This window comes from Thermosynechococcus sp. M98_K2018_005 (assembly GCF_015295825.1).
In the GTDB taxonomy this organism is placed as follows: domain Bacteria; phylum Cyanobacteriota; class Cyanobacteriia; order Thermosynechococcales; family Thermosynechococcaceae; genus Thermosynechococcus.
The window spans coordinates 1-24,075 of the sequence record NZ_DVEH01000072.1 but is presented as its reverse complement, the minus strand read 5'-3'; the positions used below and the strand labels follow the sequence as shown (position 1 = coordinate 24,075).

The window sequence follows — 24,075 nt, the reverse complement described above, 5'->3', positions numbered from 1 at the left end:
GAACTAGCCAAAAGTGCCGCCACAGCGTTGCGAATCACCGCAGCATCCGCAGGACTTTGGAGAGGATTGCCCGCGCGGTGCCCCCAAATCGAATCAATCACCTGAAAACGGGCATTGGGGATGCGTTTTGCCTCTGCCTCGCAGTCTTCTGGCGTAAAGTAAAGGTCAGTACTGGCAGCCATCACGAGGGTTTTGGCAGTAATTTGCCCAAGGGCAGCGGTGTAGTCACCATCGGGACGGAGGGAACCGACATCACAGTTCAGCCATGTGTCGATCATCGCCAATAGGTCATGGGGATCACGACGGCGATAATTCGCTTCCCAGCCCTGCTGTAGATACTCCTCTAGGGAGGCATAGCCCAACTGGCGGTGGATGCCTCGGCGGTAAAAGGCTTGGGAGACTGCCCAACTAGCATAGATATAGCTAAAGGCGCGATACCCCCGCTCAGGAATGCCCTGAAACCGCTGACCATCCCACGCTGCATCTGCTGTCAAGGCTGCCCGCAGGCTCTCCAAAAAGAGGCGATTGTGATCCGTGGTGCGGGCGGTGCCACAAAGGGCAGCAATTCGTTGGACGCGATCGCCAAAATGCACCCCCCAATAATAGGCCTGTTGTGCCCCCATCGACCAGCCATAGATCAAGGCCAGCCGCTCAATGCCAAAGACTTCTTCAAGAAGCTGCGCTTGGACACGGATATTGTCCCAATGGCTAAACCAAAATCCCGTTTCCCGCAGGCCACAGTGGCGATCATTACTCGGGGAGGTAGATAGGCCATTCCCCAGCATATTGATAATGATTACAAACCAGTCTTGGGGGTTGAGGATACCGTTGGGGTGAATCAGCCAATCAATATCGGGGTGCTGGGCACCGTAGGAAGTGGGGTAAAGAATGGCATTGTTCCCCCGGTACTCCCCATAGGTGGCATAGACCAATTTCAGGGTCGGCAACGTCACGCCACAGGCAAGGGGAAAGTTGTGAGTTTGCCATGTCCCTACCGTCATGCTTGCTTAAACTGCGCCACAATTTGGCGGTGCGCTTGGAAATAGCCCGAGACACAGTGCCCTAGATGGGGCTTCAGCAGCGTATGCGCCTTGGCAAGGGCATGGAAAGGAATCGAGGGATAGAGGTGATGCTCCGTGTGGTAGGGCATATTCCACATCAAGAGACGAATTGGCCACAGGGTGAGGGTGGTGCGGGTGTTCGTTAAGCCATTATTGTCATTGCTGCAATTTGTATGCTCCGCCAGCAAAATGAACCGCAGTACGGGCTGACCCACGGCCAAGGGGACGACCCAAGCCAAGACAAACCAAGGATAGCCCAAGGCCACCGAAAGGGCGATTGCCCCCCCATAGACCAACAGTTGCATTCGTGCCGAGCGGATTACCTCAGGACCTGCCTCAGGAGTGATGTAGGGATAGCGCTGCCAGTGGCCAAGGAGCAGGTTCCAGAAGGTTTGCAGTTTGCCCCACCACCAAGGCAAGCCACTCAGTTCCCACAGATACTCCCACCAGTTCGTGGGCTTGGGATCATCGAGTTCTGGGTCTTTGCCGGGAATTTGCGTGTAGCGATGGTGCCATTTGTGATAGCGACGGTAAAAATCGCTGTTGTAAAAGCACAGCAGCCCCGCCAACGATGCCACCGCATCATTCAACCGTTGACTGGCAAAGGCCGTGCGGTGGGAACACTCATGGAGCGTGGCAAACATCGTCGCTAAACTAGTGCCACAGAGGAACAGAGCCGGAATCGCCAACCACCAGCGCTCCCCCAGTTGGGTCAGCCACACTGCATCACTCACAAGGATGATGCCTAGATGGAGGGTTAACTGTCGGAGGCCAGCCCAATTGCTGCGTTGGTTGAGGTCTTGCAGCTCAGCAATAGAGAGCAGGCTAGGGGAACTCGCAGATCGGGTCATTGGTGCTCGTCTCAATAGCTTTGAACTGAATGTTAGGGAATACTTGGAACAGGAGGCTAATCTACTAAGCTAACTGATTTGATCGGGAGTGGTTGTATTTATGGATACCAGTTTTTGGAACATCAACATCTCTCATTCTCTGTAAGCTGACCTCACGACTAACGTGACGAGGCTACCAGTGCTATTTGTGGTGATAAAAGAACCCTACTAGCCTTTGCGCCGTTGCAGATACGTGGCTACGCCCGTGTATATCAGGCTGTGAAGAATCAGCAGTCCCCAATTCAGCAGCAGATTACGCCAAGTGGGGGCATAGACAGGCGTCGGATCAAAGGGCTGAGGCGGTGGTTCAAAAAGGCCAAAATCAAGGGGCGGCGGTACCATGCCATTCACGTCAATCAAGGCACCATAAGCACCCATCGTCCAACGGCCAATGGTCAGCCAAGAGAGCGCCGTTGCAATTCCTGTGAGCTTAAAGAGGACGCCGGCAAAGATAATTTGCGGCAGGAGCAATGGCGGTAAAATCTTGCTCGCTTGATCGCTATTGTTCACAGCAGCGGAGATCAAAAGCCCCAGACAGAGACTGGCCACCAGTGTCAGGAAGGTAGTGATACCAAACCCCAAAGGCCAAGGGAGGAGGGCACCCTTCGGCAGGCCAAAGGCCAACAGTGCCACCAGGGTAATGAGCAGGGTTTGTACCAAAGCCATCCCCTTGCCAAGGGTGAGTTTGGCTGCCATGTAGGCCCAGAGACTGAGATTGGCAAGGCGTTCGCGGCGGTAGATGGCCACCTCTGTAATCAAGGCTTGCGCCCAGCCGGAGAGTCCCACCCAAAGACAGGCACAGGTAAAGACAAAGAGAATACGCAGCGTTTGAGCCGCTTGCAGCAGACCGGGGGGATCTTGGGGGACAAAGGGGGAGCGATCAATGGCAAAGCGGGTGAGTAGCAGGGCAATGGGGACGCTAATCAGATTCAAGACAAGGCTGAGGCGATCGCGCCACAGGAGTTGCCACTGGCGTTGACACAACACCCGCCATTGATAGAGGTGAGGTGGTGCTGGCTGTTGGGGAGGGGGTTCGGCACTGGCACGGTTTTCGCCCCCCAAAACACTGGTGCTCCCATAGTGATGCCCCATGCTGAGGTGGCTGGCAAGGTAGCGTTGATAGTCCGTGGATTGGCGAAATTTTTGACTCCATTCGGCACTATTTTGGGCGGTCAAGAGGGCATAGATTTCAGCTATGGAATTCAGGGGGCGATCGCCCGTTGGACGAAAGAATTGCCGAGCCTGATCGCTGGGGCCGAAATAGCAAAGACGCCCACCCGAACCTAGAACCAGCAGGCGATCGCACAAATGCACATGACTCGTAGCATGGGTCACCAAGACAATCGTGCGTTCTTCATCTGCCAATTGCCGCAGCAACTGCATCAACAAAAAGTCTAGCCCCGGATCCAAACCCGAGGTGGGTTCATCAAGGAAAAAGAGCTTGGGATTAGCCAATAGCTCAACGGCAATACTCACCCGCTTGCGCTGACCACCACTGAGACTCGCTACCAGTTGGTCTTCAGTCCCCGCTAACTGCACCTGTTCAAGAACTCGTTGAATGGCTGTTTTGCGGTTTTGGGCATCGGTATCCGCTGGTAAGCGCAGTTGGGCCGCATAGTTCAGGACCTCGGCCACCGTGAGGCGGGTATGGACAATATCATCTTGGGGCACATAACCAATTTGGTGACGGTAGGTGGCAAGATTGCGATGCAGATTGAGACCATTGAGCAGCACCTGTCCTGCCTGAAGGGGCTCCAGCCCCATCAACACTTTCAAGAGGGTGGATTTCCCCGTCCCACTGCCACCGACAATACCCACAAGCTGCGTCGGCTCCGCCACAAAGGAGACATCTTGCAAGAGGGGGCGATCGCCCGCTGGGGTTTTTACCCGTCGTTCCAATCCCCAAGCATCAATGCGAATGTGACTGCCCTGATCCGTAATCTCTAGGGTCTCGTGGTGGTAGAGCAGGACAAAAGGTCCAATGCGAATCTGATCACCATTGCGGAGCGTGTAGGGGTCTTTGAGGAGTTTGGCGTTGACATAGGTGCCGTTGCTGCTGCCCAAATCCCGTAGGACGTAGAGGCCGGCACTGGTGCGATCAATGCTGGCGTGGCGCAAAGACACCGTGGGTGCATCCAGTTGCCAATGCTGATAGCTGTTGCTGGCTTCGCGCCCCAAAGTCAGCGGCCATTCCTTGAGGGTTTTGAGGACAAGGCGGCGCTGCTGTGGCAAGGGCGGTGGACTGGCTGTCCCCGAAAACTGTATCTGCACCAGCAATTGCACTTTGTTTTTCGGGTCTTGGCCAATTTCTAGGCGTAGGGTTTCACCAAGGGCAAACCCCTCTTCAATGCCGATGCGGCGTCGGTTGTAGAAGGTGCCATTGGTACTGCGGCGTTGATGGCCATCTCCATCCCAGAGGTAGTAGGTTGCACCCTGTTGCTGAAAAACGGCATGGCGGCTGGAAATCACTGACCACAGGGGATCATCGGGCACGACTAAATCTGCCCACTGGTGATCCCGCCCTAGGCGATGCTCGGGTTGGGTGAGGGAATAGGTCAGCGTTTTCCCCTGACTTTCGAGGGTGAGGGTGACGGTGGGTCGATCAACAACCGTTTTTGGGGGGGGCGATCGCATAGGCCATTTAGGAAGGGGACACCTCTTTGATGCGTTGACAGAACTGAGTCGCAGTTTCAATCAGGACAGGGACAAACTCATGGGCGGCTTGCAAACTCGTGGCTAAAACGGCCGCATCTCGAATGTAATCGTGAACCATTTGATTGCGCAGTTACCGCATTGTAAACCAAGCATCTGCATCGGGCACAAGGCCGAGCCGCCCAGCACGGTCAAGGTTTTCCAAGAAAGTCGCCACTGGTTCGCACTCAGATAGGCGGGCAAGAGCTTGCTCTCTAGAGGATCTTGAAGGTGGCCAAAGCGTGCCACAAAAGCATCCACGCGCTCCGCAAGATCAATGTCTTCCTCCAATTGTGCCGCCCGTTCTGCTGTAAAGGGTTCCTGAAAGAGGCGTTGATCGGTCACACTTCTTGCTCCACCGATTTGCACAGGTGATGTAGCCGTTCCTGAAGTTGCGGACTTAGCATTGCAAGCGGATTCCCGTTTGTCGAGCCCAATCATGAATGGATTGGCGCTGGAGATTGGGTGCCGAGAGAACAATATCTACGTTACGACCTCCCATAGCACGGCTGATTTTGGCACCGAGGCGGGCACTGACAAGGGCAGGAGGCTCAATGGGTCCACATCGCTGCCCTTGAGGCAATCGTCCACTCGCGAACCAAACAACCACCCCTCAGCTTCGGTCCCCACCAGCGCCGCCACTATCTGGCAAATTTGCTGCACTTGCTGATCCGTTAATCGCAACCTGACTCTCTCCTAAGCCCACAAAACCAGTCCCATTTCGTAGGGATGACTCAAATAGGCGTGGCGCGGTAGCAGTTGTAGGGCAATACCTTGGTGGCCACTCGTGTCATAGCTAATTTCAGCGGTGTAAAGGCTATGGTCTTCAGGGGTAGTACCCACAAACGTCATCAGAGTGGGACAGGCCTCCTCTAGGGTACCGGCCTCATTCACCCGCCCTTGGAACACAATCACCTGCACATCACTTGGCGATAGGGCACCGAGGGCAATCACGGCTTTCACTTCCACAAGTTCGTTGACTTCAAGGTTGTGCTCAGCCGAGGTTTCAACATGGATAATCTGAATCGAGTACCAATGTTCAAGGACATGGGCTTTCCAGCGAGCCAGTTCCTTGGCTGCGGCATAGTTATTTTCTTTGAGGATAAAGTAGCGATCGCTAGCGGGGAAATAGGCACGATGGGCATACTCGCGCACCATGCGGGCGGTATTAAATTGGGGCGTATTCAAAGAGAGGGCGGCTTTCATTTTTTGCACCCAGCCGCGCGGCACGCCATTTTCATCGCGATCGTAAAAGAGAGGAATGACATCCCGCTCTAACCGCTCATAGAGCGCATTGGCTTCCACTTGATCCTGATAGTGGCGATCGTCATAGGTTTCGCCGTGGCCAATCGCCCAACCTGTTTTCACATAGTCCGCCTCATCCCACCAACCGTCCAATGTACTCAGATTCGGTAGCCCATTCATAGCCGCCTTCATGCCACTGGTCCCCGAGGCCTCCTGAGGTCGCAAAGGGGTATTGAGCCAGACATCACACCCCGCCACCATCATTTTTGCCACGTGCATATCGTAATCTGGGATAAAGGCAATGTGGTTGGCCATGCCCTCTTGGCGCGTAAAGTGAATAATTTCCTGAATCAGTTCTTTGCCGGGATTATCCTTGGGGTGTGCCTTACCCGCAATCACAAACTGGACAATCGGCCGTCGCTGCTTCGCTCCTGTTTTCACCGGTACTGATCCCAATAAAATCCGCCGCAGGCGTTCCACATCCCGCAAAAAGAGAGTGGCGCGTTTATAGGTGGCAAAGCGGCGGGCAAAGCCAATCGTCAAGGCCGTTGGATCGAGCACTTCTGCCGCTTGCCTTAATTCAGCACTAGAGGCGCCCTGCTCTTCGAGCGTCCGTTGCAGGCGCGATCGCACAAACATCACCAACTGATAGCGGCAAATCTCATGGATACGCCACAACTCTTCATCGGGAATACTGCTGACCCGCGACCAGAGAGGATCCGCCAAGGGCGCATCAGACCACTGCGGTCCAAGGTAAATATCCAGCAGGTATTGCAGCGGTTCAGAAACGCGACTGCGGGCATGGACGCCATTGGTAATCGAGGTAATCGGCACCTCCGTCAGCGGCAGATTGGGCCACAGGCCTTGGAACATTTGGCGGGAGACTTCACCGTGGAGCGCACTTACCCCATTGACAAAACTGGCGGTATGAATGGCCAAGTTCGCCATACTAAAGGGTTCTTGAAAAGCCCCTGGATTCACGCGGCCAAGGGAGAGAAACTCCTGCTGCGAAAGGTTAAATGCCTCCGCATAGTGGCCGACATAGTAGGTCACCTTATCGGCAGGAAATAGATCAATCCCCGCCGGCACAGGAGTATGGGTGGTAAAGATTTGGCTGGCCTGCACCACCTGCAAGGCCTCATCATAAGTGAGATGGTCTTCGGTGATCAGTTGACGAATCCGCTCCAGGGACAAAAAAGCCGAGTGCCCCTCATTCATGTGATAGACCGTTGGCCGCAACCCCAAGCTGCGGAGCAGGCGTACTCCTCCAATGCCCAGCAGCATCTCCTGATGGATGCGCAGATCCACATCACCGCCGTAAAGGTAATCGGTGATCTGCTGATCGTAGGCACTGTTTTCCGGCAAATTCGTATCCAACAGATAGAGGGGAACCCGACCCACTTGCACTTGCCAGATCCGTGCTTGCACGTCCCGATTGGGGTAATCGACGCAAATGCGGCGTTCTTGGCCCTGGGGAGTCGTGATCAGCTTCAGGGGCAGGGTATAAAAATCATTACTGGGATAGCGCTCCTGCTGCCAGCCATCGGCACTGAGGTACTGCGAAAAATAGCCCTTTTGATAGAGCAGCCCCACCCCCACCAAGGGAAGTCCCAAGTCACTGGCGGATTTGAGATGATCCCCCGCCAAGACCCCCAAGCCCCCCGAGTAGATTGGCAGGCACTCTGTGAGGCCAAATTCAAGGGAAAAATAGGCAATACACTCGCCATCGGTGCGGGTGCGGGTTTGCTGGTACCACGTCTGCACAGGCTGGGCATATTCTTGAAATTGGCTGATCACCCGCTCCATCTGTGCCAAAAAGCCGTTGTCGGCAGCCGCATCCAAGAGGCGATCTTGGCGAATGCGTCCCAAGAGGGCGACGGGGTTGTGGTTTGTTTGCTCCCACAGTTCTGGGTCGAGGCGGCGAAAGAGGGCGATCGCCTCCGTGTTCCACGTCCAGTAGAGGTTGTAGGCCAGTTCCCGCAGGGGTTCCAAACGTTGCGGCAAGTGGGGACGAACGTTAAACGTGCGGATGGGCTTCATAGCGGCTGCCAGTGTCGTCGTTTCTATCTTCTTAAATTTCCTATGCGCTTTGAGTATGATTTGCTGATTGTGGCGGCGAGTCCCTTAGCATTAGAGATTGCCTATCGGTGTGCCGCCTTGGGGCGGATTGGTCTTGTGATCCCAGCCGCTGATGCGCAGTGGCAATGGCAGTGGCAACGCTGGTGGCTGTCGCAGTTTCCCCCCCAAAGGTTGGATGCTCAGCAGTGGCAGCACTTTCAAGCCCATCTCAGCCACGGACAGCGATGCTATGCCCCTAGGGTCTTGGAACTGGTGGGGGTCGATGTCATCACAGGGGCGGGGGAATTTGTCTGGCAGCCCCGCTGTCATTTTCGGGTGGGGGGCGATCGCCTCTATGCGCGAGGCTATTTACTCCTTGATGCGCCTGCGGCAATGGATGCTCATGATATGGACGCCCTCAGCAGGATTGAGCTGGCCTGTTGGCACCACTGGTCTGGCAAAGGCTCGGAGCCCGATGGACAAGGTCTGCCGCTTGTGGCCACAGAAGATGCGTGGTTCAACGATCGCCTGCACGCTGCCCTAAGTGGCCTCGGTCTCAAGGTTCCCCTGCTGGGAAAGCGTAAAGCCCCCGATCCAGCCCCTCTGAACCTGCACCGCCTCCAGCAGGATACTCAAGGGTGGTTGCGGATGAATCCCCAAGGGCGCACCAGTCACCCCCAAGTCTATGCCTGTGGCGGTTGGCAGCGGGGATACCATTTGCCCTCCCTGACCTACTTTGAGGCCTTTGCGATCGCCCGCCAGATTTTGCAGCGGCAACCCATGAGCCTCGACTACCGTTGCCAGCCCTGGTGGATTGCTCTCCCTGTTCCCATTGCCCGCGTCGGTTGGAATGCGCGGCAAGCGCAGCAGCGCCTTAGGGAACCCATTCAACTGTGGGAGATTCAGCAGTTTAATCCTGAGGGTCAGAGCTTAGGTCAAGTGGTTATCAATCGCCAAGGGCAGCTTTTAGGAGTAACCCTGATGGGACGCGCGGCAATCGCCAGTAGTCGCATTTTTGGGCGGTGTTTAGATCAAAATGCGTTTGCTGCCATTACCTATGCCGGTTGGGAGCTAGATTGCCAGCGCCAGCGATCGCCCAAATCAGGTAGTGGGTTTGCTGCCCCCTTACCCTGATGCTGCCAGAGAATTGTAAAGGCACCTGCCCCCTCCCCTTGGTGGGGCCACAGCCGATAGCAGGGAAAGGCTGCTAGCTGGGATTGATAAGCCGCCAGCGCCGGCACGGGTTGAGGAGCCCACTGCGGAAACTTGGCCATGAGCCAAGCCGCTACGTCTTCGTTTTCATCCTGACTAAAGGTGCAGGTGCTATAGAGCAGCCATCCCCCTGGCCGCACAAGGGCAGTTGCTGCCGCCAGAATCCGCTTTTGTCGCCGTTGGTTATGGCGAATCGTCAGGGGATGAAAGCACCCGTCGGCTTTTTGTCCCTTGGCCAGCAGGGATTGGCCGGAGCAGGGGGCATCCACAATCACCACATCGGCAGTGGCTTGAAACTCAGCAGCCAGCACTTCAGTATCCCAAGCGGTGACGCCCACGGGATGGACACGGCAGCGTTTGAGATTGCTAATGAGCATTCCCACCCGTTTGCCAATGGTTTCATTGCACACAAGGTAACGGGGTTGGAGCGATCGCCAAGCAAAGAGGCCCTTGCCGCCGGGCGCCGCACACACATCAATCACCAAGGACGGCTCTTGGGGCAGCATCAGCAAGGGAACCGCCGCAAACACCGATGAGCTATCCAAGCAATAATAGGCACCCGCCTCATGGAGAGGGTGTTGACCGGTACGGCTGCCGGGGGCAAAGCGACTCACCCAAGGGGGCTGCCAAGGAAGGGGTGGCAATGGCTCAAAGGGCAAGGGGGAAGTTGGCTCCCGACACCAAAGCACCGTGGCGGCGTAGGGTGGGGGAGTGGTGAGAGCCTCTAAAAAACGCTCCCGATCGCCGGAAGGGGAGGCTCCGCGATCGCTGGCCGTCTCAAAGAGACGGTTGGCACAGGCCACAGCCAATCGGGAGAGCTTCACCCCAGATTTAGCGGTGGATGGCAATGGCACCTTTGACCGCTTCGGCGAGGGCACGTACACTGGCCACCATGGCCACTTCACTATTGAGTTGATTAACGGCAGAGCCGACCCCGACACCCGCAGCCCCAGCAGCGATCGCTAGCGGAATCGTCACCGTCGAAAGCCCCGAAGCACACAGCACCGGCAGCGCAACGGCGCGGGAAATTTCATAGGCGGCCGCCAATGTGGGCGCTGCTTTTTCAATGAGACCCAAGGTGCCACTGTGGTGGGGTTGGCTACTCGTCCCCCCTTCGGTTTGAATGACATCGGCACCGGCAGCCACCAAGGCCTCAGCGAGGGCAACCTGTTGATCCAAAGGCAGCGTGTGGGGCACGGTTACCGACAGCATAATTTGGGGCAGCAACTCGCGAGTTTGGCGCGTCAACACCAGCACTTCCTCAGCACTAAACACCCGCCCTTGGGCATAGAAGCTATCGTAGTTACCAATTTCAACAAGATCGGCACCAGCGGCAACGGCATTCAGCAATTGTAATGGCTCCACCGCAGACACACAAACGGGCAGCGTCGTCAGTTCCTTGGCAAGGCGCACCAGTTCAGGAGCGGCAGCAATATCGACAAAAGTGGCGCCCCCTTGATCGGCAGCAGTCACCACCGCCCGCACGCGATCGCGATCAAAATTGTTGAGGCCACTAATAATCTTAAGAACAGAACGCTGCTCAAAGGCAGCGGCTAAACGCGGATGCAGCATAGACTTGACACTTTCCGTAGTTGTGCATTTTTTTATCCTACAGCCCTTTTCACAATGACTGTGAGTGATATTTGTTAAGCCCCTAGAGTCTCTAGCTGTCGTTCATCCTATGACCGTTCCCGTTACAGTGCTCACTGGCTACTTGAGCGCCGGTAAAACCACACTCCTCTCCCGCACCCGTCATCCAAACCTTCTTCAGGGATGAGGACATTCGTAGGTCGTCCCCTTGGTCATCAGCTTTATTGGCCGCAACCTCAATGAGAGCCAACTGCGCCCAGCCTTTAGGGCGCGTCTCCTTTAAAAGCTAAACGTGGTGCGGATCAACCCTTGGAAAATGGGGCTATTGGTGGCGCTATTGTTGGCATTGGTAATCGCCATAAAGACTGGTGTGATTGAGATATTGTCACTGAGGGGATAGCGGAAAAACAGTTCATAGTTGGTTTGGGTGGAATCATTGATGCCCGGTGCTGATCCCAACGAGTTAATAAAGGGCTGACCCACCGCCGCCGCCAATAGCGATCCGTCCGCCAGCAAGTCCCGATAGGCCAAACCCGCCATCCATGTTTGCGCTGTGGTGTTCACTCGACCGCCAGCGGGGATAACAAAGACCTCCGGATCGACAGCAAATGGCCCCAAGCCATTAATGGTTGCTCCATCGCCATAGAGCTTCATATCGGAGTAGGCATAGCGACCAAACAGGCCAAACTTGCCTAGGGTCAGTTCCACATTGATTCCTCCCGCATTCTGGGAGATGTTCCCTGAGGACGAATTCGTGTATTGCAAACGTACGGCAAAGTTGTTCCGTTCATTGGCACCAAAGGTACGGGCAAACTCCAATTCCACCGTTCCCTGATAGGGATCGCCAAAAAGCCCCCCTCCCGTAGCAACCCCCGTCGGTGCTCCCGCTTCAGCAGCCACATAAACACCGCGCAGCGTGAAGAATCCTCCCCCCGGCTTCCATTCGATACTGACACCCGCCCCACCGGGATCATTGACGGCATAGGGCACAATCAGCGGATTGTTGATAAAGAAATTGGAACTAAAATCCCTGAAAGAATCGTTCGCGTAGCTATTGGTATCGACAATATCACTGGGATAAAACTGCGGCCCTACACCAATTGTTAAATCCTCTGTGGGTTTGAAGCTGTAGAAAAGACGGAAGAGATTGACGCTTGATTCCCCTCCAGCGTAATCCACAGAGCCGCCTGCAATGAGGCCGCTGGTGCCAATTCCTGTTGCCCCAAACGTATCCAGCCCGTTGTTACCCACTTCAAGGGTCGTGGTCAGTAAGTCGGTACCGCGAAAACTGGTATTGAGGTTCATTTCCACACGGCTAATCACAGTGGGATTGTAGCTGCCCCCAGTGAACGTATTCCCAGAGACGGGGTCAAGGACTTGGCGGGTATTGCCACCCGCTTGAAAGGCCATCACGGCATCCACAGAGAGCTGTGTGGTTGTTGAAAATTGCGTCGCTTCGAGATTGGCAGTGCGGGCTTCAAGGTTGTCCACCCGTCCGCGTAGGGTCGCTAGTTCAGCAGCAAACTCATTCATCAGCCGTTCCAACTTTGCTAAGTCTTCCTTGGTGGCAAAGCGATCGCTGACCACATCGAGGCAGGCATTCAAAGCCGCAGCCATTTCAAACCGCGTCAGCGCCCGGTTGCCCCGAAAGCTGCCATCGGGATAGCCGGCAATACAGCCGTATTTTTCCACAAGGGAGACCAGTGCTTGGTAAGCCCAATCAGTGGGGCGCACATCGGAAAGCTGGGAGACAGAGGTCACCTGTCCCATGCTGGCGCGAGCGGGCATCTGAGGTTCAGCAACAGCGGCTGAACTCATGAGGGCGACGTGAATACCAAGGGCACCCACCATGATTTTTATTAGGGATTTTTGCATGACGAATCTCCTGACCTCACACCCAAAAAGCCTTTAGGAACTCAGTTCCTAAAAGTGACGCTAGGGAACGAAGAAACCCAAGCTGAATAACAATTTAGTAATGATTATCATTCTACTTCTTTGACCCTGTCAACCAAAGCCACGCTCAAGTTAGCATTGGGGTTATCCCTCTGCCTATCTCCCCCCTCCGCATCATGGGTGCTCTTCCCCAGCAACGTTGGCTTTTTCCTCCGGTTGATCCTGATTGTTGTGACGCCTTGAGGCAGGCCTTGGGTTGCCCCTCATCCCTAGCCGAAATTTATCTGCGGCGGGGTCTCACGACACCTACCGCCGTCCGGACATTTCTCGCACCCGAAACCCTAGAACTACCGCCTCCCAACACCGTCTTTCCTGACCTTGATTTAGCGGTGGAATTGCTGCAACGGGCGATCGCCCAGGGTGACAAAATGACCATTTGTGGCGATTACGATGCCGATGGCATGACCAGCACTGCCCTTCTATTGCGTGCGCTGCGTCATCTGGGAGCGAACATTGACTATGAGATTCCCTCGCGGATGCAGGAAGGTTACGGCATCAATGAGCGGATTGTGCAGGAGTGCTACGACCGGGGTGTCAAACTCATTCTCACGGTGGACAACGGCATTGCTGCTTTCCAGCCGATTCTCAGGGCACGGGGACTAGGACTGACAGTGATTGTGACTGACCACCACGATATACCACCCCAACTGCCCCCTGCCGATGCCATTCTCAATCCCAAACTGGTGCCCCCCACTTCTCCTTACCATAGCCTTGCAGGGGTGGGGATGGCCTATACCCTTGCTCTATCCCTAGCAAAACGACTGGGCAACTGGCGGGAACTGGTGCGCCCATTGCGGGAACTGTGTACTCTTGGGACGATCGCTGACCTAGCGCCTTTGACAGGCGTGAATCGCCGCTGGGTGAAGCAGGGGTTGCAAACCATTCCCACCTCGCCCCTTGTGGGCATCCAAGCCCTGATGCAAATGGCAGGGTGTTTACCTGCAGAAAACACCTCCCTTACGCCGGCAGCAGTGGGGTTTCGCCTTGGACCGCGCATCAATGCCATTGGCCGTATTGGCGATCCCCAAGTGGTGATTGACCTGCTGACCACAGAGGATCCGCAGCGTGCTCTGGAACTGGCCACCCTCTGTGAGGAAACGAACCGCCGCCGTCAGGAACTCTGTGCTGAGATTGAGAGCCAGGCGATCGCCCACCTGGAAGAGACGGGCTTTGATCCCCAGCAGGAGTGGGTGTTAGTGATCGTCCAGCCCAACTGGCACCATGGGGTCATTGGCATTGTGGCCTCCCGTCTCGTGGAGCGCTACGGCGTACCGGTGTTTATTGGCACCTATGAGGATGAGACGACAATTCGCGGCTCAATTCGCAGTATTCCCGAATTCCATGTCTTTGAGGCCCTTGAGGCAACCAAGGACTTGCTCTTGAAATATGGCGGTCATAGGGCAGCCGGAGGGTTTAGCCTACGGGCAGAGCATTTAGCGGCTTGGCGCGATCGCCTGCGCGCTTTTGCCCAAACCTGTCTCAAACCAGAGGATCTGCGTCCCCTTGTCACCCTGGATGCCGAAGTCTCTTTTGAGCAACTGACATGGGACTTTTACACCCAAGTGGAGCAACTGCAACCCTTTGGCAGTGAGAATCCCCAGCCGATTTTCTGTAGTCGCGGGGTCAAGATTCTCGAACAAGTACCCATGGGTCAGCAGGGGGAACATCTCAAACTCACCCTAGAGCAGAATGGGCAGCAGATGACCGCTAAGGCTTGGGGCTGGGGACAATTTTTTCCGTTGCCCACCACGGTCGATATTGCCTATCACCTCACAGCCCACACTTGGAATGGTGAAACCCAGTTGGAACTGGAACTCAAGGGTGTCAAACCCTCACTGGCGTGGCACGTCCCTGATCCGCCGAGCCACCCGATTCCCCGTTGGCAACCCCTCCCGCCTTTGACAATGCTCCTACCGCAGTTGCGCGACAATGTCTTGCTCTATGGCTATGGCCGCCCTGACGTGCCCCCGAACTTAACCACGGCAACCATTCACTACGATCGCCCCCGCGATCGCTGTCGCACTCTCATTCTCTGGTCACTGCCGCCCTCTTCTACCCATTTGCGTTGGCTATTGGCCATTGCCCAACCAGAAATTGTTTATGTGGGGTACCAACGACCCGCGATCGCCCCCCTGACAACCCTTATCCTCTCAATTCAAAATGACCTCAAAAAAGAGACCAAGGTGAATCTTTTAGCCTTGAGTCAAACCTATTGGATTGCCCCCTGTACGCTTGTAGCGATCCTACGGCATCTGGGCTATGACTGTGAAGAATTTGCCCCCACCCTGAGCATTGCCGCAGAACTGGCACGATTGCAACGCTGGTATCAACTGCAAGCCAAGGATTTGGCACGGCTAGCCCAAACGTGGGGGACTTCATAAGTGTTGAATAAAGAAATTAAAGAAATGGCCTACAAATTGCCGCGACGCACCGCCAACAGGAAAATAATCATCGGCCCTGCAATGCCAATCATGGCAATCATGGTCAGTTGGGCAATGACTTCAAAGTTGATATTGCTAAGAAACTCAATAATGCCATTGAAAATTCCCATAGGTTCTCCCGAGCAATCAGCGGTTATCAGTTCGTGATTTTATTTTAGAGCAGGGGGGAGCACTCGCAGCATTTGGTTAATGGGCGCTTGAGCCTGCTGCTTCTATCCCTAAGCTAAACTGTAGGAGCAGAATTCTCGGAACATCGGTCGGTGATGGGCGTGGACAAACTAGCGGCCTTACGGGATCTCATTGGTGAACTCGATCAAGCCTTGATTGCCTACTCTGGCGGCATTGATAGTACGCTCGTGGCTAAAGTTGCTCAGGATGTCTTGGGCGATCGCGCTGTGGCCGTCACGGCGGTGTCCCCTTCCCTATTTCCAGCAGATCTAGAGGATGCCTGCATTCAGGCGGCGGCCATTGGCATTCGCCATGAACTGATTGAAACCCATGAACTAGACAACCCCAACTACGCCACCAACCCCGTAAATCGCTGCTACTTTTGCAAGAGTGAACTCCACGATCGCCTGCGGGAATTGGCTCAGGCGTGGGGCTATGACTATATTCTCGATGGCGTGAATGCCGATGATCTCCAAGATTATCGTCCCGGCATTGCTGCGGCCAAAGAGCGGGGGGTGCGATCGCCCCTAGCCGAGGTGGGGATTAGCAAACTCGAGGTGCGAGAAATTGCCAAATCCCTAGGGCTGCCGTGGTGGAATAAACCCGCCCAACCCTGCCTCAGTTCCCGCTTTCCCTACGGTGAAGAAATTACCCTTGCCAAGCTGCAACGGGTGGGCAATGCCGAATACTACCTGCGAAAGCAGGGCTGGGAACTGTGCCGCGTCCGCAGTCATGGGGATACAGCTCGCATTGAGTTGCCCCAAGAGCAGATTGCCGACTTTGTGACAATGACGGATCTGGAGCAACTGGTGAACCACTTCCAATCCCTTGGCTTTACCTATGTCACGTTGGATCTGGAGGGCTTTCGCAGTGGCAAACTCAACGCGGTGATTGGGCGCGATCGCTAACGCGGTTGTAGGGACTGAGACTCTGAAGAATTTCCCGGCCATAGCTGCGCTCCGTGAGCCGCCGATCCAAAATGGCCACCAGCGTTTCATCCTGACGCACAGGGGCAAGGGCCCGATCCAGCACCATCAAGCACTCTGGCAAGAGATACTGGCGAAACCAATCCTGTTTTTGCTGCTTGTGCCATTCAATGCGGGCACTCACCACCGCTTTTTCCGGCGAGGGCAAGGGCAACGTCGTTAAGACGAATAGCGCCGGGCAGGGCAACTGTGCCCCATGACGCAGCCAAAAGGTTTCTCCGGTCACTAAAATCGTGTTCGTGTCGAGGGTCGTCGTCTCCACCTGTACCCGTGAACCGTAGAGGGCAGCCAATTGGGTGGCCAACTGTTCCCGTAGGGGCATATCACTAACGAGGATCACCGCCCGCCGGTGGCCAATCGTGCCTATGAGATCGTAGAGGCGTCGCAAAACTGCTGGGGCAAATTCCGGGGTGTTGGGGAGAGGCAAGTCTTCGGCGATCGCAAGGGTAATCGCTTCACTGTGGCGATCGCTAGCAAATTTAATCGTCGTTTGGGGCGGAATCCCCAGTTCCTGCTGCACATAGGCTAAAGGGGAGTCTGTATCGGGTCCACTGCCGATGAGGACAAAAGGCGCCTGTGACCAAAGATGCTGAAAATAGGGGCGGAAACTGAGGGGGTGTCCTTGGAGGCTGAAGTAACCCACCGTGGGGTGGCGCCGTCCCCAAATCACCGTGTCACTGCGGTTGAGGTAGTCCCGCAATTGCGACCATTGAGGAGGCAGTGCCTGCGGCCATTGATGGAGCAGCTCAAGGAGAGGTTGTTGTTCTGTGGGGGTGAGCAGATAGTCGCCATAGGGATTCTGAGGCCGCTGAAAGAGGTGCTGCACCAACTGGGCATAAACTTGGCGAATGGCACCAACGGCACTGGGAATCGCTAGTTTCAAGTGCTCCCAATCGCTGGCGGTAATTGTGCAGGTCATCTGCTGCTGGGCAATTTGGGGCAAGGCTTCAATGCCATCAATAATCGTGACAACATTGGGGTGGGCGGTGGCGTGGCGACACCAGTCGTCGAGGCTCATTACGAGCACCCCCTCAAAGGCTGGCTGCGGGCATTGGCTATGCTGAATCGGTTTCGTAACCGCAAGGAAGGTGAGGAGTTCAGGAATTTCTTGGTGCAGTAGTCGTGCCAGTCGCTCTTGGGGGACGACGAGCAGAGCAGGTTCAGGATACAACAGCAGCGGCAACAAATAACTCAGGCCATAGCGATGTTGCAACACCGCGCGCTGGCTAACCTGAAGTAAACACCCCCGCTGCAGCCGCAGGGCACGGGCAACCAGCCGCGCCAAGGTGAGATGGTGAGGCCACCGGCGATCGCCACTGCTGCGTAAAAATGCCCGTAATTGGCGGTGAACCTCTGCCTCAATCACAATCTGCTCGCTGTGGAACAACAATCCCCTATTGTGGCACGTTAGCCCTGATCCAGTCGTTGTTTGCGTCGCTGTTCGAGGGCAGTGCGGGCTTCTTCGCGATCGTCGAAGTGAACTTTTTCAGTCCCGAGAATTTGGTAGTCCTCATGGCCTTTACCGGCAATGATCACGCCGTCGCCGGGGGCTGCGGTCAGAATCGCTTGCAGAATTGCTTGGCGGCGATCGGCCTCAACGATCAGCGGCGTTTGCGGTGGGATACCAGCTAGGATGTCATCAAGAATGCGGCGGGGATCCTCAGTGCGCGGGTTATCGGATGTCACCACCACTTGATCCGCAAGGCGAGCGGCAATGGCTCCCATTTGGGGACGCTTGGTACGATCGCGATCGCCCCCACAGCCAAAGACACAGATCAGCTTACCGGGAATAAACGGACGGGCAGCTTTCAACAAGTTCTCAAGGCTATCGGGGGTATGGGCATAATCCACAAGAACCGTAATCTCTTGGTCTGGGCTGATGCGCACCTGCTCCATGCGCCCCGGTACCCCCGCAAAGTCACGAATCGCCTTGAGCATTGATTCTAGGGGGAGTCCCACGGCTGCCCCCATGGCGATCGCTGCCAGCACATTGGCCACATTAAACTGTCCCACCAAGGGCGAGTCTAAGGTGCCGCTACCGATAGGGGTATAAACCGTGCCCGTCACACCATTGACGCGATAGTTGAGAGGCTCAGCCCGAAAATCAGCATTCTCGCTTAGGCCATAGGTCCAGTAGCGATCGCGCGGCAACTGCTGAGCCAGTCGCTGGCCAAAAGGATCATCGCCATTGAGAATCGCTCGACCCTTGAGATAGTCAGTAGTAAAGAGCTTGGCCTTAGCGGCAAAATAGTCCTCCAGATTGCGGTGATAGTCCAGATGATCTTGGGTCAAGTTGGTAAAAGCCGCCACCTCAAACTGACAGCCCCACACCCGATCCTGCGCTAAGGCATGGGAACTCACCTCCATCACCCCAAACCGACAGCCCGCCGCAACTGCTGCCGCCAATTGTTCCTGAAGGGTGACCGCAAAGGGCGTCGTATGACTGGCAATCTCACAGTGTCCCGGCCACCGACTGTAGAGTGTTCCCAAGAGTGCTGTTGGATAGCCCACACTGTTGAGGAGATGTTCCACTAAGTGGGTGGTGGTTGTTTTGCCATTGGTACCCGTAACCCCTAGCAGGCTGAGATGTTGGCTGGGGTAATTATAAAAAGCAGCCGCGAGCCGACCACAGGCACGCTCAATATCGGGCACGACAATTACACAGGCCTCTCCCTCAGGGGGTTTGGCTTGAGGAGACACCACTGCCGCGATCGCCCCTGCTGCCAAGGCACTCGGCCAAAAATTGCCCCCGTCCACCCGCGTGCCGGGCATACCAATAAACAACGAGCCAGACTGACACTCCCAAGAATTCGTCCTCAGGGACTTCACCTCTTGATCGAGGGCAGGATGCTCAAAACTCGGCGTAATCGCTGCCGCTGTCAGGAGTTCCCGTAGGTTCATGGCTGTCCATCTCCAGTGATAGGCCGTTTAGGGTATTGTGGCACTACGGCACTCGCCTGTGAAAGATACGGAAATGAACGACCCCGCTGCATGAATGAGGAACGTTGCGAGCGGAGATGAAGCCTAGGCACGTACCAGTTTGTAAAGTGTCTTGAGTTGCACTGAAAGCGCATGGACCCTAGCGGATTGGCGTAATGGCTCAACACAGCAGGTGACGGGAGTTACAGGCTGTCTCTGTGGCATCCTGTGACAATTTTTGCCCAAAGCTTGCGTTTTGTTAAAATTCCGATAACCTAGTTCATAAAAATCCAAATTACAAGATGTCATCAAGGTGTGGGTGTTGAGTGATGAGTAAGTGGCACAAAGTAGAGTGGAACATGGATGATCAAGAATGGCAGGAGATCGCCAATTCTCGCCGCCAGATAGAAACCTCTTGGCACAGGACAGTTCACCGAGTTCAGGTTGCCTCAAGAACCGCCTCGAAACCCTTAGACGCGATCACCATGCCTGCAGTTTCCCATCCGCGTTCGATTCAACCCATTGGGATTCAACCGTGGCAAGCCGAATTCACCAAAGAACGCTTTGCCTCCCGCTCACGACTTCCTCTCAAACGGTCACAGGTGGAACTGCCGCAATTTGCCAGCCGTCGTTAGAGCACTCCTGTTTCTCTCAGATTCAGATTACGAGGTCTATAGATTATGTGTGGCATTGTTGGTTATATTGGCCCACAGCGAGCAGCACAAGTCCTGCTTCAGGGGCTACAAAAGCTGGAATATCGGGGCTATGATTCCGCTGGCATTGCCACACTCAATGAGGGCGAACTCCTCTGTGTGCGCGCCAAGGGCAAACTCCACAACTTAGCCGAAAAAGTTGAACAGCGTGACATTGTTGCCCATGTTGGGATTGGCCACACCCGTTGGGCGACCCACGGTAAACCAGAGGAGCACAATGCCCACCCCCATCGCGACAGTCGCGATCGCCTAGCCGTGGTGCAAAATGGCATCATTGAAAACTACCGTGACCTGCGGCAGCAACTCCAAGCGCGGGGGCACATTTTCCGCTCCGAGACCGATACAGAAGTCATTCCCCACCTGATTGCCGAAGCGTTGCCTGAGACCCCCACTGCCAATGGTCTCCTAGAAGCCGTGCGCCAAGCCGTCCATCAATTGGAAGGCGCGTTTGCGATCGCCGTTATCTGTGCGGACTACCCGGATGAATTGATCGTGGCACGGCAACAGGCTCCTCTTGTGATTGGTTTTGGCCAAGGGGAATTCTTCTGCGCCTCCGATACCCCAGCGATTATTCCCTATACCCGTGCTGTATTGCCGCTGGAAAATGGTGAACTGGCTCGGCTGACGCCCACAGGGGTTGAGGTCTATGACTTTGCGGGACATCGCCTGCGCAAAACCCCCCGCACCCTCAACTGGAACCCCGTCATGGTCGAAAAGCAAGGTTTTAAGCACTACATGCTCAAGGAAATCTATGAGCAGCCGGGGGTGGTGCGCACCTGTTTAGAAGACTATTTGCGAGCCGATTGGGAGGTGGACAGTCCCTTTAGCCCGGTGCAGTTGCACCTAGACCCCCGCCTCCTCGAAAATCTCCAGCACATTCAAATTGTTGCCTGTGGCACCAGTTGGCACGCCAGCCTTGTGGGCAAATATCTCCTCGAACAGGTGGCTCAGATTCCCACCAGTGTGCAATATGCCTCAGAGTTTCGCTATGCACCGCCGCCCCTGCTACCCAATACCCTGACCATTGGTGTCACCCAGTCTGGGGAAACAGCCGACACCCTTGCCGCTCTAGAGATGGAGCTAAAACGCCGCCAAGGACTCGATGGCGCTCTCCAACCCCGTTTGCTGGGGATTACCAATCGCCCGGAAAGTAGTCTAGGGCATCTGGTGCCCCAAATTATTGATACCCGTGCCGGCATTGAAATTGGTGTGGCCGCCACAAAAACATTTGTTGCCCAGTTGATGGCCTTCTATCTACTGACCCTAGAATTGGCATGGCAACGTCAGTCTTGCGATCGCTCCCGTTTAGCGGAACTAGTCACTGGCTTGCGCCAATTGCCTGCCCAGATGGAGCAAATCTTAGAGAGCCAAGAACGCTATATTGAAGCCCTCTCCCATGACTTTTCTGAGACCCAAGACTTTATCTTTTTGGGACGCGGCATCAACTTTCCCATTGCCCTCGAAGGTGCCCTCAAACTCAAGGAAATTAGCTATATCCATGCCGAGGGGTATCCTGCGGGTGAGATGAAACATGGCCCGATCGCCCTCCTCGATGCCAAAGTGCCAGTGGTCACGATCGCCATGCCCGGCAGTGTCTTTGAGAAAGTCCTCTCCAACGCCCAAGAAGCCCGTGCCCGCGATGCCCGTCTCATTGGTGTCACCCCCCTTGACGAGGCCGAAGCCCAGCACACCTTTGATAACCTCTTACCCGTACCCGAGGTTGATGAGCTGCTCTCCCCCATCCTGACGGTAATGCCCCTGCAACTGTTGGCCTATCATATTGCTGCTCGTCGTGGCTTAGATGTGGATCAACCCCGCAACCTCGCCAAGTCAGTAACCGTTGAGTAGCCTTCAGATAAAGCCCTTTTCACATCTTTCAGGTCAGTCGCGCCACCCTCCAGCGATTTGGCGTACAAGTTTCCACCTGAGTAGAGAGTCATGGCGAGGAAACGGTGGTGTAGATCGATGAGAGGGGGTTTGACTCTCGGGTGGCGTGTGAGGATGGGGGGTCAGCTTGACGGAGAGCGAGCGGGGAAGCGTCAGAGAAGGGAGAGTTGAGTCCCAGGACGGTATAGACACTAGAAAGACGTCATAGCCCCAAGGCTGTTTTTCGGGTATTGGAATGCGTTGCCAAGAAGCTCGGTAGGCGTTTTTTGGGGGTTGAACTGGATGAGACCTAATGCTTGTCTAGCAGAGAAGCGCCTTGAAATGGCTGAAGTAGAGGCTTCAATTCAGGGCTATGCTGATGGTGTGTTTTGGGAAAAAAACACATTCAATGACCAAGGACGTTCTACGGAAAAGCAGTATCAGTGCGACCAGCTATCTCACCAACCAGAGCTTTTGTCCCTAGGAGAGATATCAGCATCAATGGAAAAAAAGACATACGTTCTAGGGTGCTAAGAGTCGGTCAGATTGAAGAAAATAGCGAAAACATCAAAGAACTCTTAAACTCACAGGAAGATTTCTTGTCTGCTGTCACAGTGAATAGCCCAAGAGCTGTTGGCGATGCTGTTCAGGACATTCTTGCCCATCATCTACAGGCGGTTGTTTGGGTATTTGCCTTGTATAATCACTGTACTGCATCTCTTCCTTTTGCCTATAATTGATAGACTGGATTGTTTGGCGAGTCTATGAGTCGCGGCACACTCTTCGATAAGGTTTGGGAACAGCATACGGTGGCTACACTGCCTTCAGGGCAAACACAACTGTTTATTGGCCTGCACCTAATTCACGAAGTCACGAGTCCCCAAGCCTTTGCCATGCTGCGGGAGCGGGGGTTGCCAGTGCTGTATCCGCAGCGAACCGTGGCGACGGTGGATCATATTGTGCCGACAGATACGGTGGCGCGTCCTCTTCAGGATGCCCTTGCCGAAGAGATGCTGCAAGCCCTTGAGGCGAATTGCCGTGCTCACAATATTCCTTTTTTTGGGATTGGCTCCGGTCGTCAGGGCATTGTCCATGTGATTGCCCCTGAGCAGGGGTTAACGCAACCGGGGATGACGATCGCCTGCGGGGATAGTCATACTTCAACCCACGGTGCCTTTGGCGCGATCGCCTTCGGGATTGGCACCAGTCAAGTGCGGGATGTTTTGGCCACGCAGACCCTTGCCCTCAATAAGCTAAAAGTCCGCAAAGTGGCAGTCAATGGCTCCCTTGGCCCTGGGGTCTATGCCAAGGATGTGATCCTGCACATTATTCGCCACCTTGGTGTCAAGGGCGGTGTCGGCTATGCCTATGAGTTTGCTGGCAGTACCTTTGCCCAGCTGTCCATGGAAGAGCGGATGACAGTCTGCAATATGGCGATTGAGGGGGGTGCCCGCTGTGGTTATGTCAACCCCGATGAGACTACGTTTGCCTATTTGCGAGGTCGGCCTTTTGCGCCCCAAGGCAAAAACTGGGATCAGGCGGTGGCCTGGTGGCGATCGCTAGCCAGTGATGCCGATGCTGAATACGATGATGTGGTGACATTTGCGGCTGCGGATATTGCACCGACAGTGACATGGGGCATTACCCCTGGCCAAAGCGTTGCGGTGGATGAGACCTTGCCCACCCTCGAGAGTTTACCGGAGGCAGAACGGGCGATCGCTACTGAAGCCTATGCCTACATGGATCTCCAACCGGGGCAGCCCATTCAAGGAACCAAGATTGATGTCTGCTTTATTGGCAGTTGCACCAATGGCCGCATCAGTGATCTGCGGCAGGCTGCCAAAGTTGTCGAAGGGCGCAAGGTCAAACCCGGTGTCAAAGCCTTCGTTGTCCCCGGTTCAGAACGGGTGAAAGCGCAAGCCGAAGCGGAGGGTCTCGATGTCATTTTCCAAGCCGCAGGGTTTGAATGGCGCAATCCCGGTTGCTCGATGTGCCTTGCCATGAACCCTGACAAACTGCAAGGGCGTCAGATCAGTGCCTCGTCTTCCAATCGCAACTTTAAAGGACGCCAAGGATCAGCAGCGGGACGGACACTCCTCATGAGTCCAGCGATGGTGGCCGCCGCAGCCATTACGGGTGAAGTTACAGACGTGCGGGCATTTCTTTGAGGTCCTGCTCTTTAATAGATCTCAAATTCTTTATCAGCCCCTTCACCTTCCCTGAAGTGTGAAGTCAGCCTCCTAAATAATAGAGACAAGGGGAGGAGCGGTTTATCGGTTTAT

Annotated in this window: 19 protein-coding genes; 8 read left to right on the top strand and 11 right to left on the bottom strand. The window is 55.2% G+C overall.

The genetic code is table 11. The features are described 5' to 3' along the window. From IGQ15_RS09610 to glgP, 5 genes are all read right to left on the bottom strand, one after another. A partial coding sequence (locus IGQ15_RS09610; protein ID WP_297051216.1) for an alpha/beta fold hydrolase occupies nucleotides 1-1,001 on the bottom strand: 1,001 nt, incomplete at its 3' end. Then, complete coding sequence (locus tag IGQ15_RS09605) at nucleotides 998-1,912, bottom strand: fatty acid desaturase family protein (RefSeq protein ID WP_297051214.1); 915 nt, start codon at nucleotides 1,910-1,912, stop codon at nucleotides 998-1,000. The genes IGQ15_RS09610 and IGQ15_RS09605, both read right to left, overlap by 4 nt. A gap of 207 nt (nucleotides 1,913-2,119) precedes the next feature. After that, nucleotides 2,120-4,585 carry an ATP-binding cassette domain-containing protein gene (locus IGQ15_RS09600; protein WP_297051212.1) on the bottom strand — a complete coding sequence of 822 codons (2,466 nt, stop codon included), beginning with the start codon at nucleotides 4,583-4,585 and terminating at the stop codon, nucleotides 2,120-2,122. Nucleotides 4,586-4,687: 102 nt separating this feature from the next. Further along, nucleotides 4,688-4,987, bottom strand: coding sequence for a hypothetical protein (locus IGQ15_RS09595; protein WP_297051210.1), 300 nt, complete (start codon nucleotides 4,985-4,987; stop codon nucleotides 4,688-4,690). Nucleotides 4,988-5,338: 351 nt separating this feature from the next. Next, entirely contained in the window at nucleotides 5,339-7,927 is a 2,589-nt protein-coding gene (gene glgP, locus IGQ15_RS09590) for an alpha-glucan family phosphorylase (protein ID WP_297051208.1), read from the bottom strand. Nucleotides 7,928-7,969: 42 nt separating this feature from the next. Between glgP and IGQ15_RS09585 the strand changes: the two genes are divergently transcribed. Beyond that, nucleotides 7,970-9,079 carry a hypothetical protein gene (locus IGQ15_RS09585; protein ID WP_297051206.1) on the top strand — a complete coding sequence of 370 codons (1,110 nt, stop codon included), beginning with the start codon at nucleotides 7,970-7,972 and terminating at the stop codon, nucleotides 9,077-9,079. On the opposite strand, the gene IGQ15_RS09580 is transcribed toward IGQ15_RS09585, so the two are convergent. Beyond that, the gene (locus tag IGQ15_RS09580) at nucleotides 9,001-10,011 is read right to left on the bottom strand and encodes an RsmB/NOP family class I SAM-dependent RNA methyltransferase (protein ID WP_297051204.1); all 1,011 of its coding nucleotides are present in this window, start codon (nucleotides 10,009-10,011) and stop codon (nucleotides 9,001-9,003) included. The genes IGQ15_RS09585 and IGQ15_RS09580 overlap by 79 nt on opposite strands. Then, nucleotides 9,989-10,729 carry a DUF561 domain-containing protein gene (locus IGQ15_RS09575; protein WP_297051202.1) on the bottom strand — a complete coding sequence of 247 codons (741 nt, stop codon included), beginning with the start codon at nucleotides 10,727-10,729 and terminating at the stop codon, nucleotides 9,989-9,991. Before IGQ15_RS09575 ends, IGQ15_RS09580 begins: the two co-directional genes overlap by 23 nt. Nucleotides 10,730-10,838: 109 nt before the next feature. Between IGQ15_RS09575 and IGQ15_RS09570 the strand changes: the two genes are divergently transcribed. Next, on the top strand, nucleotides 10,839-10,934 hold the full coding sequence (locus IGQ15_RS09570) for a GTP-binding protein (RefSeq protein ID WP_297051201.1): 96 nt from the start codon (nucleotides 10,839-10,841) through the stop codon (nucleotides 10,932-10,934). Nucleotides 10,935-11,026: 92 nt separating this feature from the next. Here the strand turns inward: IGQ15_RS09570 and IGQ15_RS09565 are convergent, their stop codons facing one another. Next, nucleotides 11,027-12,622, bottom strand: coding sequence for an iron uptake porin (locus tag IGQ15_RS09565; protein ID WP_297051199.1), 1,596 nt, complete (start codon nucleotides 12,620-12,622; stop codon nucleotides 11,027-11,029). A gap of 269 nt (nucleotides 12,623-12,891) precedes the next feature. Between IGQ15_RS09565 and recJ the strand changes: the two genes are divergently transcribed. Further along, a complete protein-coding gene (gene recJ, locus IGQ15_RS09560; protein WP_363315838.1) occupies nucleotides 12,892-15,081 on the top strand; it encodes a single-stranded-DNA-specific exonuclease RecJ in 2,190 nt (729 codons plus the stop codon). A 29-nt stretch (nucleotides 15,082-15,110) separates the two neighbouring features. On the opposite strand, the gene IGQ15_RS09555 is transcribed toward recJ, so the two are convergent. Continuing rightward, a complete protein-coding gene (locus tag IGQ15_RS09555; RefSeq protein ID WP_011057084.1) occupies nucleotides 15,111-15,251 on the bottom strand; it encodes a photosystem II reaction center protein Ycf12 in 141 nt (46 codons plus the stop codon). 153 nt (nucleotides 15,252-15,404) lie between these two features. Between IGQ15_RS09555 and larE the strand changes: the two genes are divergently transcribed. Next, entirely contained in the window at nucleotides 15,405-16,217 is an 813-nt protein-coding gene (gene larE / locus IGQ15_RS09550; protein ID WP_297051195.1) for an ATP-dependent sacrificial sulfur transferase LarE, read from the top strand. On the opposite strand, the gene IGQ15_RS09545 is transcribed toward larE, so the two are convergent. Both IGQ15_RS09545 and IGQ15_RS09540 read right to left on the bottom strand, forming a co-directional pair. Then, complete coding sequence (locus tag IGQ15_RS09545) at nucleotides 16,189-17,661, bottom strand: helicase C-terminal domain-containing protein (protein WP_297051193.1); 1,473 nt, start codon at nucleotides 17,659-17,661, stop codon at nucleotides 16,189-16,191. The genes larE and IGQ15_RS09545 overlap by 29 nt on opposite strands. A 41-nt stretch (nucleotides 17,662-17,702) precedes the next feature. Further along, on the bottom strand, nucleotides 17,703-19,196 hold the full coding sequence (locus IGQ15_RS09540; protein WP_297051191.1) for a UDP-N-acetylmuramoyl-L-alanyl-D-glutamate--2,6-diaminopimelate ligase: 1,494 nt from the start codon (nucleotides 19,194-19,196) through the stop codon (nucleotides 17,703-17,705). Between the two features lie 377 nt (nucleotides 19,197-19,573). Between IGQ15_RS09540 and IGQ15_RS09535 the strand changes: the two genes are divergently transcribed. The 4 genes from IGQ15_RS09535 (at nucleotide 19,574) to leuC (ending at nucleotide 23,961) form a co-directional block, all read left to right on the top strand. Further along, nucleotides 19,574-19,849: a hypothetical protein gene (locus IGQ15_RS09535; RefSeq protein WP_297051189.1), complete on the top strand. Its 276-nt coding sequence runs from the start codon at nucleotides 19,574-19,576 to the stop codon at nucleotides 19,847-19,849. A 45-nt stretch (nucleotides 19,850-19,894) separates the two neighbouring features. Further along, nucleotides 19,895-21,775: a glutamine--fructose-6-phosphate transaminase (isomerizing) gene (gene glmS, locus IGQ15_RS09530; protein ID WP_297051187.1), complete on the top strand. Its 1,881-nt coding sequence runs from the start codon at nucleotides 19,895-19,897 to the stop codon at nucleotides 21,773-21,775. Between the two features lie 461 nt (nucleotides 21,776-22,236). Continuing rightward, nucleotides 22,237-22,533, top strand: coding sequence for a hypothetical protein (locus IGQ15_RS09525; RefSeq protein ID WP_297051184.1), 297 nt, complete (start codon nucleotides 22,237-22,239; stop codon nucleotides 22,531-22,533). A gap of 24 nt (nucleotides 22,534-22,557) precedes the next feature. Continuing rightward, a complete protein-coding gene (leuC, locus tag IGQ15_RS09520) occupies nucleotides 22,558-23,961 on the top strand; it encodes a 3-isopropylmalate dehydratase large subunit (RefSeq protein ID WP_297051183.1) in 1,404 nt (467 codons plus the stop codon). The last annotated feature ends 114 nt before the right edge of the window (nucleotides 23,962-24,075 follow it).

Coding starts and splice junctions, on each gene's coding strand:
- IGQ15_RS09585 (WP_297051206.1), top strand. CDS start 7,970: ATGCGCTTTGAGTATGATTTGCTGATTGTGGCGGCGAGTCCCTTAGCA.
- glgP (WP_297051208.1), bottom strand. CDS start 7,927: ATGAAGCCCATCCGCACGTTTAACGTTCGTCCCCACTTGCCGCAACGT.
- IGQ15_RS09535 (WP_297051189.1), top strand. CDS start 19,574: ATGGATGATCAAGAATGGCAGGAGATCGCCAATTCTCGCCGCCAGATA.
- IGQ15_RS09575 (WP_297051202.1), bottom strand. CDS start 10,729: ATGCTGCATCCGCGTTTAGCCGCTGCCTTTGAGCAGCGTTCTGTTCTT.
- larE (WP_297051195.1), top strand. CDS start 15,405: ATGGGCGTGGACAAACTAGCGGCCTTACGGGATCTCATTGGTGAACTC.
- IGQ15_RS09605 (WP_297051214.1), bottom strand. CDS start 1,912: ATGACCCGATCTGCGAGTTCCCCTAGCCTGCTCTCTATTGCTGAGCTG.
- glmS (WP_297051187.1), top strand. CDS start 19,895: ATGTGTGGCATTGTTGGTTATATTGGCCCACAGCGAGCAGCACAAGTC.
- IGQ15_RS09540 (WP_297051191.1), bottom strand. CDS start 19,196: ATGAACCTACGGGAACTCCTGACAGCGGCAGCGATTACGCCGAGTTTT.
- leuC (WP_297051183.1), top strand. CDS start 22,558: ATGAGTCGCGGCACACTCTTCGATAAGGTTTGGGAACAGCATACGGTG.
- IGQ15_RS09555 (WP_011057084.1), bottom strand. CDS start 15,251: ATGGGAATTTTCAATGGCATTATTGAGTTTCTTAGCAATATCAACTTT.
- IGQ15_RS09565 (WP_297051199.1), bottom strand. CDS start 12,622: ATGCAAAAATCCCTAATAAAAATCATGGTGGGTGCCCTTGGTATTCAC.
- IGQ15_RS09600 (WP_297051212.1), bottom strand. CDS start 4,585: ATGCGATCGCCCCCCCCAAAAACGGTTGTTGATCGACCCACCGTCACC.
- IGQ15_RS09570 (WP_297051201.1), top strand. CDS start 10,839: ATGACCGTTCCCGTTACAGTGCTCACTGGCTACTTGAGCGCCGGTAAA.